We start from the raw sequence: 12,986 nt of genomic DNA, 5'->3' as shown, positions 1-12,986 counted from the left end.
CGGGGGAAGTTTTCCGCACAGCCCGACTGCAAGCGGTGGCAGACGGTTAAAGTCCGGAACCCGACGCGGGGACGACCCCCGCGAGCGGCGCACACCCCCTCCCGTGTTCCCCCGCACGGACCGCCCTCTCGCGCTTCGGGAGTGACCTTTGGCCATGGTCGACACCGCCTCCGTGGAACCGCACAGCCCGACTCGACCGCGTTCCTCCGCACCCCCGTTCCCGTGCCCGCCGAGTCCGGCGGTCCCCGAGCAGCCGCACCCCGCGGCGACCCTCATCGGCTCCGTCCAGCGCGCCATGCGCCTGCTGGAGTCCGTCGCCGACCACGAAGGCGGTGCCCCGGCCAAGCAACTCGCCCGCGAGACCGGCCTCGCGCTCCCCACGGCGTACCACCTGCTGCGCACCCTCGTGCACGAGGGCTATCTGCGCCGGGACAAGGGGCTGTTCTTCCTCGGGGAGGCGGCCGAGCGGTTGGGCAGCAGCGGGGCGGCGCAGAAACGTCGCAGCACGGTCGTCGACACCCTCGCCCACTGGCGCGATTCGATCGGTGTCCCCGTGTACTACGCCCGGTATCGCGACGGCGAGATCGAGATCATGTGCGTCTCCGACACCCCGGGCAACCCGGCGGTGGTGGAATGGGCCGACTTCCGCGAGACCGGACACGCGCACGCCATCGGCCAGTGTCTGTTGTCCCAGCTGGACGAGGACGCCCGCCGCGACCACCTGGACCGCTACCCGGTGCAGTCGATCACCCCGTACACGGTGCGTGACGACCGCACCCTGCTGAGACGCCTCGAACGCATGGGGCGCATGGAACCGGTCGTCGAGCGGCAGGAATACGCACTGGGCACGGTGTGCGCCGCGATCTCGATCACGGTGGGCGCCACGGCGGCGGCGATGGCCATCTCCCTGCCCGTTCATCAGGCCGACCGGCTGCTGCCCGCGGCCCGACAGCTGCAGAGCGAGATCGGGCGGAGGCTGGGGTCAATCGCGATCTCTATCAGTATCTGAAAACTTACTCCTTGTGATCTGTTGTGTACGTTCAGCAAGATGCCTGTCAGTGTCAGGGGTCGATTCCCGGCCAGTCGACGTCACATGACGGGGTAGGGCGATGCGCGAGTCCGTACAGGCAGTACAGGCAGAAGTCATGATGAGCTTTCTCGTCTCCGATGAGCTCTCGTTCCGCATCCCGGTGGAGCTGAGCTACGAGGCGCGCGATCCCTATGCCGTGCGGCTCACCTTTCACCTGCCCGGTGACGCCCCGGTGACCTGGGCTTTCGGGCGTGAGCTGCTCATCGACGGGGTGGGTCGAGCGTGTGGCGAGGGGGACGTGCGCGTCTCGCCCGTCGATCCCGACGTGTTGGGCGAGGTGCTGATCCGGCTTCAGGTCGGCGGCGACCAGGCGCTGTTCCGCTCCTCGGCGGTTCCGCTCGTGGCCTTCCTCGACCGCACCGACAAGCTGGTCCCGCTGGGCCAGGAGGGTGCGCTCGCCGACTTCGACGCCCATCTGGACGAGGCGCTGAACCGGATCCTGGCGGAGGAGCAGAGCGCCGGATGAGGTGACGGCGGAGGGGGTGGCGGAACGCTTCGCCACGGGTGGGGTGGTGCAGGAACGCTTCTTCTGGAGAGGGGGCTGTGGGGTGCCACAGGTGCCACAGGTGCCAGAGGTGCCACAGGTGCCCCGGGGCGCCCCGGAGCGCCCGAGTCGGCCGGTGCGGCCGGGTCCTTGGGCACCCGGCCGCCTCAGCGTTTACGCCCGTGTTTGCATCCGTGCTTGCGTCGGCGCTCGGGTCAGTGCTTGCGTCGCCTGCCCCGGCCGCCCCGGGCCTGCGCCTGGGCGGGGCCTGCGGGGGACGCTCCCACGACAGCCGGCTCCGGGACCCCCGCAGGGGCCGTCGCGGATCCCGGCCGGTCGGCCGAGACCACCAGCGCCGCCAGAGCCGTCGTCACCGGCACCGAAGCGACCAGCCCGATCGAGCCCACCAGCGTGCGCACGATCTCCTCGGCGACCAGCTCGCTGTTGGCGACCGCGCCGACGCTGCTCTGCGCGATCGAGAAGAGCAGCAGCAGCGGCAGCGCGGCGCCGGCGTAGGCGAGGACGAGCGTGTTGACGACGGACGCGATGTGGTCGCGGCCGATGCGGATGCCGGCCCGGTACAGCCCGCGCCAGCCCATCGACGGGTTGGCCTCGTGCAGTTCCCAGACCGCCGACGTCTGGGTGACCGTCACATCGTCGAGGACGCCGAGCGAGCCGATGATGATGCCCGCGAGCAGCAGACCGCTCATGTCGATCGTCGGGTACAGCCCGTGGATCAGACCGGTGTTGTCGTCCGTGTTGCCGGTGAGCACGGCCCAGTCGACGAACCACGACCCCATGACGCCGATCAACAGCAGCGAGATGAGGGTGCCGAGGACGGCTACCGAGGTGCGGGCCGAGAGGCCGTGACACAGATACAGGGCGATCAGCATGATGGCGCTCGACCCCACCACCGCCACGACCAGCGGGTTCGAGCCCTGCAGGATCGCCGGCAGGATGAAGAAGTTCAGCACCATGAAGCTCAGGGCCAGCGCCACCAGTGCCATGACACCCCGAAGCCGTCCGACGACCACGACGGCGACCGCGAAGATGACGGCGAGCAGGGCCATCGGGAACCGGCGGTTCACGTCGGTGACCGAGTACTGCAGGTCCTTCGGCGCGGAGGGCTCGTAGGCGACCACGACCTTCTCGCCCTGGTGCAGCTGGCGTGACTGGTCCGGCTGGACGATCTCGGTGAACGTACGGCCCTTGTCCTTGCCGGTGTCCACGCGGATCGTGGCCTTCTTGCAGGTGCCCTTCGCCTGCTGCTCGGCGGAGGACCCCTCGGCCGTGGAGGTGTCGCCGGTGGGGGTGTCGCCCGAGGCGTTGACCGACGCACAGCTCACGCTCACGACCTTGGTGACCGTGGCCTGCTGACTCTGGCGGTCGAAGCCGACGCCCGTGCGCTCGTGCGGGGGAGCGCCGCCGGGCCACAGCACCGCGAGCCCGACCACCACCGCCCCCGCGAACGGGATGAGGACGGCCGCGATGACCTTGCGCAGATGCCGGGAGACAGGGGCGGCCGGACCATGACTGTGGCTGTGTGAATGACCGTGCCCGCCGCTTGGGCCAGGGCCCTGCCCACCACCGTGACCATCGCCCGAATCAGATCCGGATCCGGAACCATGCCCGTGGCCGCCGCCGTGCCCGTGACCTGGGTTCTGGCCGTCGCTCGAGCCACTGTGGCGATGTCCGTCGTGCGAGCCGAAGCCGGTGTCCGGGGCAGATCCGGGCCCAGACCCATACCCAGGCCCAGATCCAGATCCAGGGCCGAAGTCCGGAGTGCGGCCAGGGCCAGATCCAGTGCCTGGGCCGGCGGGTACCTGCCCCGGGGAGTATCCCTGCCTGGCCCCCCGGTCCGGACCGTGTCCCGGTCCGCCGGGCATCCCGCCGCGCCCCGGCCCGGCCGGACCGCCGCTGTACGCAGGATCGGGTCTTGGCTCACGTCCAGGCTCACGGTCCGGCCCGCCGCCTGGTTCGTGTCCAGGGGGTCCGCCCGGCTCGTGACCGGGCCCGCGCCCCGGGGCGTACCCCGGACCGTGTTCCTGGCCACGTCCCCGATCCCGATCGGGCCCGCTGTTGAAGTCGCGGTCGCCTCCGCGGCCAGGACCGTTTCCGGGTCCCGTTCCTGGACCGCTTCCGGTGCCCGGTCCGCGGGGCGGCTCGGGCGGCGGGTACGGGGGATGGTGTGTCGTGGTCACCGACCGATCATCGCAAGAACGACGGGGGCGCTCTGTTCACCGCGCCCGAATTGACGCTAGCGTGGAGCCACCTTTGCACACGCGGGAGCTCGGAGCACCGGGCTGAGAGGGCGCTGACCTCCGTCTTCGCGATGTTTCACGTGGAACGTCACTTGATTCGAGTGATGTTTCACATGAAACCTCGGCAGGCGGTAGCCGCTGCGTCGACCGCCGAACCTGTTACCGGGTAATGCCGGCGTAGGGAGTAGGTCTCATGACCAACAAGGACGCACGCACGCCTGCCTCCACGCAGATATCTGAGCCGATGTCCGAGCAGATGTCTGATGCTGTGGAGGCCGGGAAGTCCATTGGCTGGCACAAGGGGTACGTCGAGGGAACGCGCCCCGATCTAAGGGTGCCGGTCCGTCAGGTGCACCTCACCAACGGGCAGTCGGTCACGCTGTACGACACCTCCGGCCCGTACACCGATCCGCTCGTCGACACCGATGTCCGCAGGGGTCTGCTGCCGCTGCGGGAGAACTGGATCGTCGCCCGAGGCGACACCGAGGAGTACGCGGGCCGTCCTGTCCGCCCCGAGGACGACGGCATCAAGCACACCTCGCCGCGCGGCGGTCTGCGCAACCTCGACGCGGTCTTCCCGGGCCGGCCGCGGCTGCCGCGCCGCGGCCGGGACGGCCAGGCGGTGACCCAGCTCGCCTATGCGCGCCGGGGGGAGATCACGCCCGAGATGGAGTTCGTGGCCATCAGGGAGAACGTTTCTCCCGAGGTGGTTCGCGAGGAGATCGCGGCAGGCCGTGCGGTGTTGCCGGCCAACGTCAACCACCCGGAGATCGAGCCGATGATCATCGGCAAGCGGTTCCTGGTGAAGGTCAACGCCAACATCGGCAATTCGGCGGTGACCTCCTCCATCGAGGAGGAGGTCGAGAAGATGACCTGGGCGACCCGATGGGGCGCCGACACGGTCATGGACCTGTCCACCGGCCGCAACATCCACACGACCCGCGAGTGGGTGCTGCGCAACTCCCCCGTCCCCATCGGCACGGTGCCGCTGTACCAGGCGCTGGAGAAGGTCGACGGCCGCGCCGAGGAACTGACCTGGGAGATCTACAAGGACACCGTCATCGAGCAGGCCGAACAGGGCGTGGACTACATGACGGTCCACGCGGGCGTGCGCCTGCCCTACGTCCCGCTGACGGCGAACCGCAAGACCGGCATCGTCTCGCGCGGCGGCTCGATCATGGCGGCCTGGTGCCTCGCGCACCACAGGGAGTCGTTCCTGTACGAGAACTTCGAGGAGCTCTGCGAGATCCTCGCCGCCTACGACGTCACGTACTCGCTGGGCGACGGCCTCAGGCCGGGCTCGATCGCGGACGCCAACGACGAGGCGCAGTTCGCGGAGTTGCGCACGCTCGGGGAACTCAACCGGATCGCGAAGCGTTTTCATGTACAGACGATGATCGAGGGCCCGGGACATGTCCCGATGCACAAGATCAAGGAGAACATCGACCTTCAGCAGGAGATCTGTGATGAAGCTCCGTTCTATACGCTCGGCCCGCTGACGACGGACGTCGCGCCGGCGTATGACCACATCACCTCCGGCATCGGCGCCGCGATGATCGCTTGGTGGGGCACGGCCATGCTCTGCTATGTCACGCCCAAGGAACACCTGGGCCTGCCCAACCGTGACGACGTCAAGACCGGCGTCATCACCTACAAGATCGCCGCCCACGCAGCCGATCTCGCCAAGGGGCACCCCGGTGCACAGGAATGGGACGACGCGCTGTCCGACGCCCGCTTCGAGTTCCGCTGGGAGGACCAGTTCAACCTGGCCCTCGACCCGGACACGGCACGGGAGTTCCACGACGAGACGCTCCCGGCCGAGCCGGCCAAGACGGCGCACTTCTGCTCGATGTGCGGGCCGAAATTCTGTTCGATGAAGATTAGTCAAAGCATCACAGCGCAGTTCGGCGGGACGGCGGCTGCGGGGGCGACGGCTGAGGAGGCCGCTGAGGGGATGCTGCAGAAGTCGAAGGAGTTCGCGGCCTCGGGGAACAGGGTGTATCTGCCGATCGCCGACTGACGTCATTGCTCTCACCCGCTGGTCGCGAGGACGGTTGCTCACGGCCGTCGGCTCGGCAGACTGGCCCCATGACACCGCGATCCATGAGCAAGGGCGCCAATCTGCCGGTCGACGTGCCGGACGTCCGCGTCGAACTCAGTTGGTCCGAGGGGACCGGCGAGCCGGACGTCGATGCCTCGGCGCTGTTGCTGACGGCGGCGGGGCGGGTTCGTGACGACGGCGACTTCGTGTTCTACAACCAGCCCCGTCATGCGTCCGGCACCGTGACCCACCTCGGCAAGCGGAGGTCCGCCGGTGTCATGACGGACACGGTCGAGGTCGACCTCCGCTCGCTGGAGAGCGACATCGTCCGGGTGGTGCTGTGCGCCTCGGCGGACGGCGGCGCCTTCGGCCAGGTGAGCGGTCTGACGCTGAGACTGCTCGGCTCGGGCGGAACACTCGAGCTGGCCCGCTTCGAGATGCAGGCCGACTCGGAGACGGCGTTCATCGGCGGCGAGCTGTATCTGCGCGAGGGACGCTGGAAGTTCCGTGCGGTCGGGCAGGGGTACGCCTCCGGGCTGGCGGGACTGGCCACCGACTTCGGGATCACCGTCGACGAGGAGGCGGCGGAGGGCACCTCTCCACCGACCGCAGTCGCCGAAACACCGGTTGCGCCACCGTCCGTCGGCTCTCGTCCGTCCAAGGGCGAGGACCGGCTTCCGGTGGACATGCGCAAGCGGCTGTCCCTGCGGAAGGAGCAGGTCGCCGTCAGTCTGAGCAAGCGCGGAGCGGTGGGGATCAGTGCGCGGATCGTGCTCGTCCTGGACGCTTCCGGTTCCATGGCGTTCCTGTACTCGGGGGGTGTGGTGGCGGACGTCGTGGAGCGTATGGCGGCGGTCGCGGCCCAGCTCGACGACGACGGCGAGATGCAGGCCTGGACGTTCGCCAGCGAGGCCGCGCGACTGCCCGACCTCCGCCTGGGCGAACTCCCCGAGTGGCTGCGGCTGCATGTGCGGGTGGGCGAGATCAGTCTGTTCCGGCGCAGCAAGAAGCCGCGCAAGGGGATGGAGCCGGGGCAGGTCGACATGCGTACGGTCGGCATCCAGAACGAGGAGCAGAAGGCGATCGCCCAGGTCAGGACGTACGTACGAGAGAATCCGGTGGGTGTTCCCACGCTGGTGCTGTTTTTCTCCGACGGTGGGGTCTATCGCGACGCGGCGATCGAGCGGGAGTTGCGGGAGGCGGTCGAGGAGCCGATCTTCTGGCAGTTCGTCGGGCTCGGCCGGTCCCGCTACGGCGTTCTGGAGCGGTTCGACACGCTGCCCGGCCGTCGGGTCGACAACGTGGGCTTCTTCGCCGTGGACGACATCAGCACCGTTCCGGATCAGGAGCTCTATGACCGGCTGCTGTCCGAGTTCCCGTCCTGGATCACCGCGGCCGGCCGGGCGGGCATCCTCTGAGGGCCCCGCTGCGGGCGCATGGCTGAGCGCCGGGCCAGGGCGTACGACTGACCGCCGGGGCCCGGGCGTACGGCTTGCGCTCCTTTTGTGCGGGGGCGCAAGCCGAGGGCCCTATTCCGGCTGGTGCTCCGGGCCGCCGAAGTCCGGGCTGGTGTAGTCCGGACTGCTGAAGCTCGGGCGCGGGCCGGTGGAGCGGCCGTCGTCGGGGCTGCTGAAGCCCGGACGGCCGTAGCCGATCTTCGGGAGGCGGCCGGTCGGGCTCGGCGGGGTCGGCTCGGGGTGGAGCGCGGCCGCCGGGCCGGGGCTGGCGAGGGCCTCTCGCAGAAACGGCAGGATGCCGCGCTTCAGCAGGGCTTCCCGCCAGGCTTCTCTGGCCCGGTCGACCTCCTCGCTCAGCTCGCCGTGCTCTCCGGCCTCCACGGAGGGCCGGTTGTGCAGGGCGGTGACGAGCAGGCCGAAGGTGGCGACGAGGATCGCGGCCGCGGTCACGGCCCCGAACGCCCAGCCGACGTTGAGCATGGCCTGGGCGACCGTCGGTTCGGGTTCGAGCATCTTGAGGATGTAACCGACGAGCAGGAAGATCACCGCAGCGGTTCCGGCGAGAACAGGGGTGAGGACGGCGGCGACGGCGACGGCGCCCGCCCCGGCGGTCTCGGCGGCCTGGGCCGCCTCCCCCACGGTGGTGGCGAGCCCCATCGCGCCCCCGCCCGGCTCACCGGAGCCGGACTCGCGGGCGGGCGACGACGGGGTGGACGGCGCCGGGTGGCGCAGTTCCTCGCGGACCTTGACGTAGTGCTGGTACTCGGTCGCCGCGGCCGCCGTGATCAGTGCGGTGGCGTTGAGCGCCATGGTGCGCAGCTGTTCGGGGTTGAGCCGCTGTCCGACAGCGGCCAGCTCCGGGTGGGTTGGTGCGGAGCGCAGCGCCTCGTCGAGGATCCGCTCGTATTCCTGGCGGTCCTCGGTGAGCAGGTGCTGCGGAACGCTGTTCATGTGCATCCCCCGATGCTCCGTAGGGCTTGGGGCTCGCATGCCAACGAGCCGTCGGGCAGAAACGGAGGGGAGCCTGCTACGGATAAGCCGATGGTAGAGCGGCGAAGGCATGGGGTGACAGGGGGTTTGCTGAAATTAGCCCCTGGCCTGCGGCGTCGTCGGACGTTCCGACGTGGGGTACGCCTGCCCCGTAACCGCTCCGATAACCGTCAGATGTCCAAGGGAAGTTGCTGGACCAGCAGCTTTCCGGCCATCGTCACGCCGCCGTCCATCGCGATGGCCAGTCCGTCGGCGTAGACGTGCGGTCCTTCGACCAGGGGCCCGCCGTTGTCCTCGCCGTCCTCGGAGCCGACGTCGCCCAGCAGATAGGGAATCGGGCTGTGGCCGTGAACGATTCGGGTGCCGCCGTACGTATCGAGCAGGGAGCGTACGGCGTCGGCGCCGCCCTCGTCACGGAAGGAGAAGCGCTTGGTGAACTTGCGGAACAGGTCCCAGACTTCGTCCGCGTCGTTGCGGGTGATCGTCTCACGGACGGTGTCGTTGACCGCTTCGATCGAGTCGCCGTAGTCGAGGTAGGCGGTGGTGTCGGAGTGGACGAGCAGATGACCGTCGACCTCCTCGACGGCGTCGAGGCGGGCCATCCACTGCAGGTGGTGGTCCTGGAGGCGGTCCATGTCGTACTTCTGGCCGCCGTTGAGCAGCCAGGCCGCCTGGAAGGTGGCCGTGCCCGCGCCGGAGTTGACGGGGGTGTCGCCGAACCGCTTGGCGCCGAGCAGCAGCAGCTCGTGGTTGCCCATGAGCGCCTTGCAGTACCCGCCGGCCGCGGCGGCCTCGGCGGACAGCCGCATGACGAGGTCGATGACGCCGATGCCGTCCGGGCCGCGGTCGGTGAAGTCGCCGAGGAACCACAGCCGGGCCGTGCCCGCGCACCATTGGCCCGCCGCGTCGATCAGGCCCTTCTCCTGCAGCGCGGCCATCAGTTCGTCGAGGTAGCCGTGTACGTCGCCGACGACGAACAGCGGTCCGGGGCCGGTCGCGGGCAGCGGGACCGGCAGCGGGGCCGGGGCCGGCTCGACGGTCATCTGGAGGGTGTCGCCCCGGTTGATCACGGGCAGGTCGCGCTGGGTGGGCGTGTAGCCGTCCGGGTGCTCCAGCGGCTCCTCGAGCGGCGGCGCGGCGTTCCCGGGATGGGTGCTCTGGTCGTACGGACCGGTCTCGTGGACGTATGCGGGCACCCGGAAGTCGCGCAACGTCGCCGTCCGCTCCACCTCGGGTCCCTGACCGGCCCCCTGAGTCATCAGACCCCTCCACCATCGCGCCGCAGCTGCACCCTTTCGGACTGCCTGGTCGCAGCGGCCCGCGGTGCCGTGGGCCCATCATAGGAATGCGGATCGTGCCGTGTGACGACCCAGGGGTGGTGAATCGGAGCAAGCCTCCAGTTCGTCGTGGCTTTCGCCCCGATTGGGCCGGGCTTCGGCAGTCCCCACGCGGGTGACTCCGTCGGCGGACGGGTGAGACACGTGACGTCTGCGGTGTGGGGGAGGCGGCCGGGGTCTTCCTCCGGCGCCTTCCGTGCTTCCGGGGATATCGGGTGAGGGTGGCGGGTATCGGGTGAGGGCGGCGGGACTGAAGGGATCGGCCGTCGGCGGCTGTCTGCCGACCGCGTCGGTGATCCCGTTCCGCCGTCACGGCCTGCTGTCCGCCCTGCCGCCGTGGACCGGGTTCCTGTACGGCCCTCCCCAGCCGTTGCCGCTTCCGCTCTCCTGGGTGCCTGCAAACCGGCCCTGGGGCCTCCCTGCAGGGGCGCGAGCCGGCCTTCTGGCCGCCGGCAGGTGTCGCCGCCTCCCCCGGTCCGGTGCACCCTCGTCGCACGGCCGGGCGCCGCGCACGGACTCCGCCGCCCAGGGCGCCCCCGCCGGTCGGCGTCTTCGCCCCGCGCCCGCCCAGGGCGCCCGCGCCCGGACGTCGGGCGCACAGGACAGGCCGCCGCCCTCTCCGTCCCGCGCCAGGTTGCGGTTCGGGGAGGGCGGCGGCCTGCCCTACTTCTCCTCCGGTGCTCGCGGAGGGCTCACCGTCGTGCGTGGCGGACGTCGCTGAGACGAGGTACGCACGAACAGTTCGGTCGGTATCACCTGCTCGACGGGCCGGTCCGTCTCCACGCCCTCGATCGCGTCGATGAGGAGCTGGACCACCGCGGTGCCGATGCGCCGCGGCTTCAGCGAGAGGGTGGTGATGGGCGGCTCGGTGTTGGCGTACACGGTGGACTCGCTGCAGCACACCAGCAGCAGGTCCTCCGGGACGCGCAGGCCGTACCGGCGGGCGGCGGCGAGCAGATCGGTGCCGTTGGGGTCGAACAGGCCGTATACGGCGTCGGGCCGGTCCGGGCGGGCCAGCAGCCGGTCGGCGGCGACGGCGCCCGCGCACGGATCGTGGGCGGGGTAGGCCTCGTAGACGGGGTCCTGGCCGACGCGCTCGCACCAGCGCAGGTACGCGGTGGTCGACAGATGGGTGTACGTGTCCGTCGTCGTCCCCGTCAGCAGGCCGATGCGGCGGGCGCCGGCGTCGGCCAGGTGGTCGAGGATGTCGAGGACGGCGGCCTCGTGGTCGTTGTCCACCCACGCCGTGACCGGCAGCGCGCCGGCCGGGCGGCCGTCGGAGACGACCGGTAAACCCTGCCGGACGAGCTCGCTGACCACCGGATCCTGGTCGGACGGGTCGATGACGACCGTGCCGTCCAGGGCGACGTTCGACCACACGTCGTGGCGCGAGGTCGCGGGGAGGATCACGAGCGCGTAGCCGCGGGCGAGCGCCGCCGAGGTGGCGGCGCGCGCCATCTCGGCGAAGTACGCGAACTCGGTGAAGGTGAAAGGTTCATCCCCGTACGTCGTCACGGTCAGGCCGATGAGGCCCGACTTGCCGGTACGGAGGGTTCGGGCCGCGGCCGAAGGGCGGTAGCCCAGTCGGTCGGCGACCTCTCGGACATGGCGTCGGGTGGCGTCGGGGAGCCGGCCCTTGCCGTTGAGGGCATCGGAGACGGTTGTGATGGACACTCCGGCGGCGGCGGCCACGTCCCTGATGCCCGCTCGTCCCGGCCGGCTGCCTCGGCGTGAGGTTTCCGCGCGGCTCACCTGGTGCTTCCCTGCTGCTGTCATGGCGAGCCGATAGTAGGGCTCATCCGGTGGGGTAGGGCGGACGCATATGCACGCGTCGGCAGGCACGTTTCTGCAAGGTCATAGCGGGTCAAGTGCATGAGAAACAAAGGCAGTTGAACGTTCCAGTGGCAGGACGTGACGTGTCGGCACGGATGAGCCTGCCAAGGCACCGATGTTTCGAAGAGGTCTCAACTCACCTGCACGAGGGATGCGCGCCACGGCGCGAGCCACCGGCGCGTAGATATATGTATGACGCGCCCCCTGACGCGTACGCGTTCGTACGCCTTCGTCCTCAGACGTCGTAGAGGTCCGGCTCGGCAGAGGTCCGGCTGGATGGGTTCCGGTACACCCGTGCTGTACGCACCCGTGCCGAATCCTCATAAGGTGAGAAGCATTGAGCCGGTGGTGGTCACGAGGAGGACTGTGGTGAGCGAGACGAGCCCCAAGCTGCGCGCCGAGCTGGAGGGGATTCCCGCCTACAAGCCGGGCAGGCCTGCCGCGGCCGGCGGTCCCGTGGCCTACAAGCTGTCCTCCAACGAGAACCCCTACCCGCCGCTGCCCGGCGTGCTGGAGGCCGTGACGGCCTCCGCCTCCTCCTTCAACCGCTACCCGGACATGGCGTGCACCGCCCTGGTGAACGAGCTGTCCGGCTGCTTCGGGGTGCCCGTCTCCCATCTGGCCACCGGCACCGGCTCGGTCGGCGTCGCCCAGCAGCTGATCCAGGCGACCGCGGGGCCCGGCGACGAGGTGATCTACGCCTGGCGGTCCTTCGAGGCGTACCCGATCATCACCCAGATCGGCGGGGCTACGTCGGTGCAGGTGCCGTTGACGCCGGGGGACGTGCACGACCTGGACGCGATGGCCGACGCGATCACCGACCGGACCCGGCTGATCTTCGTCTGCAACCCCAACAACCCGACGGGCACCGTCGTGAAGCGGGCCGAGCTGGAACGCTTCCTCGACCGGGTGCCGGGCGATGTGCTGGTCGTGCTCGACGAGGCGTACCGGGAGTTCATCCGCGACCCGGAGGTGCCGGACGGCGTCGAGCTGTACCGGGACCGGCCCAACGTCTGCGTCCTGCGGACCTTCTCCAAGGCCTACGGCCTCGCGGGTCTGCGCGTCGGCTTCGCGATCGCCCATGAGCCGGTGGCCGCGGCGCTGCGCAAGACGGCGGTGCCGTTCGGGGTGAGCCAGCTCGCGCAGGATGCGGCGATCGCCTCGCTGCGGGCCGAGGACGAGCTGTTCGGCCGGGTCGGCTCCCTGGTGGGCGAGCGCACACGGGTGGTCGACGGGCTGCGCGGCCAGGGCTGGACGGTGCCCGAGACGCAGGCCAACTTCGTGTGGATGCGGCTGGGCGAGCGGACGGTCGCCTTCGCGGCGGCGTGTGAGCAGGCCGGTGTCGTGGTCCGGCCGTTCCCGGGCGAGGGCGTGCGGGTGACGGTCGGGGAGGCCGAGGCGAACGACATCCTTCTGAAGGTGGCGGAGGGGTTCCGCAAGGAGCTGTGATCCGCAAGGAGCGGTGAGCAGCGGCCGGGCACTGCGGGGCGCCT

At 70.0% G+C, this 12,986-nt stretch carries 8 protein-coding genes, 1 pseudogene and 1 riboswitch; of the genes and pseudogenes, 5 read left to right on the top strand and 4 right to left on the bottom strand.

Annotated features, from left to right (window positions below):
* Window positions 1-148 precede the first annotated feature (148 nt).
* Together OG562_RS20965 and OG562_RS20960 are read left to right on the top strand one after the other, a co-directional pair.
* Complete coding sequence (locus OG562_RS20965) at window positions 149-1,009, top strand: IclR family transcriptional regulator (protein WP_266399977.1); 861 nt, start codon at window positions 149-151, stop codon at window positions 1,007-1,009.
* A 100-nt stretch (window positions 1,010-1,109) separates the two neighbouring features.
* The gene (locus OG562_RS20960) at window positions 1,110-1,556 is read left to right on the top strand and encodes an SsgA family sporulation/cell division regulator (protein ID WP_266399975.1); all 447 of its coding nucleotides are present in this window, start codon (window positions 1,110-1,112) and stop codon (window positions 1,554-1,556) included.
* A 233-nt stretch (window positions 1,557-1,789) separates the two neighbouring features.
* On the opposite strand, the pseudogene OG562_RS20955 reads toward OG562_RS20960, so the two are convergent.
* A pseudogene (locus OG562_RS20955) lies at window positions 1,790-3,229 on the bottom strand (YibE/F family protein); the annotation flags it as partial.
* 617 nt (window positions 3,230-3,846) lie between these two features.
* A riboswitch (TPP riboswitch) is annotated at window positions 3,847-4,036 on the top strand.
* Here OG562_RS20955 and thiC point away from each other — a divergent pair.
* Both thiC and OG562_RS20945 read left to right on the top strand, forming a co-directional pair.
* Entirely contained in the window at window positions 4,029-5,855 is a 1,827-nt protein-coding gene (thiC, locus tag OG562_RS20950; protein WP_323187538.1) for a phosphomethylpyrimidine synthase ThiC, read from the top strand. Its footprint overlaps the riboswitch before it by 8 nt.
* Before the next feature lie 68 nt (window positions 5,856-5,923).
* Window positions 5,924-7,294: a VWA domain-containing protein gene (locus OG562_RS20945; protein ID WP_266399973.1), complete on the top strand. Its 1,371-nt coding sequence runs from the start codon at window positions 5,924-5,926 to the stop codon at window positions 7,292-7,294.
* 111 nt (window positions 7,295-7,405) lie between these two features.
* Here the strand turns inward: OG562_RS20945 and OG562_RS20940 are convergent, their stop codons facing one another.
* The 3 genes from OG562_RS20940 to OG562_RS20930 form a co-directional block, all read right to left on the bottom strand.
* Window positions 7,406-8,290, bottom strand: coding sequence for a hypothetical protein (locus OG562_RS20940; protein ID WP_266399972.1), 885 nt, complete (start codon window positions 8,288-8,290; stop codon window positions 7,406-7,408).
* 203 nt (window positions 8,291-8,493) lie between these two features.
* On the bottom strand, window positions 8,494-9,582 hold the full coding sequence (locus OG562_RS20935; protein ID WP_266399971.1) for a metallophosphoesterase: 1,089 nt from the start codon (window positions 9,580-9,582) through the stop codon (window positions 8,494-8,496).
* 741 nt (window positions 9,583-10,323) lie between these two features.
* A complete protein-coding gene (locus tag OG562_RS20930; RefSeq protein WP_266399969.1) occupies window positions 10,324-11,436 on the bottom strand; it encodes a LacI family DNA-binding transcriptional regulator in 1,113 nt (370 codons plus the stop codon).
* 426 nt (window positions 11,437-11,862) lie between these two features.
* Between OG562_RS20930 and hisC the strand changes: the two genes are divergently transcribed.
* Window positions 11,863-12,942 (top strand): histidinol-phosphate transaminase, encoded by a 1,080-nt coding sequence (gene hisC / locus OG562_RS20925; protein ID WP_266399968.1) that lies wholly within the window; start codon window positions 11,863-11,865, stop codon window positions 12,940-12,942.
* The last annotated feature ends 44 nt before the right edge of the window (window positions 12,943-12,986 follow it).

The sequence above is a fragment of the Streptomyces sp. NBC_01275 genome, from assembly GCF_026340655.1.
Taxonomy (GTDB): domain Bacteria; phylum Actinomycetota; class Actinomycetes; order Streptomycetales; family Streptomycetaceae; genus Streptomyces.
This window is presented reverse-complemented; position numbering and strand designations above follow the sequence as displayed.

What these genes read in the sequence shown, in the direction of transcription:
- OG562_RS20960 (WP_266399975.1), top strand. Translation starts at nt 1,110, where the DNA reads ATGCGCGAGTCCGTACAGGCAGTACAGGCAGAAGTCATGATGAGCTTT.
- thiC (WP_323187538.1), top strand. Translation starts at nt 4,029, where the DNA reads ATGACCAACAAGGACGCACGCACGCCTGCCTCCACGCAGATATCTGAG.
- OG562_RS20945 (WP_266399973.1), top strand. Translation starts at nt 5,924, where the DNA reads ATGACACCGCGATCCATGAGCAAGGGCGCCAATCTGCCGGTCGACGTG.
- OG562_RS20940 (WP_266399972.1), bottom strand. Translation starts at nt 8,290, where the DNA reads ATGCACATGAACAGCGTTCCGCAGCACCTGCTCACCGAGGACCGCCAG.
- OG562_RS20935 (WP_266399971.1), bottom strand. Translation starts at nt 9,582, where the DNA reads ATGACTCAGGGGGCCGGTCAGGGACCCGAGGTGGAGCGGACGGCGACG.
- OG562_RS20930 (WP_266399969.1), bottom strand. Translation starts at nt 11,436, where the DNA reads ATGACAGCAGCAGGGAAGCACCAGGTGAGCCGCGCGGAAACCTCACGC.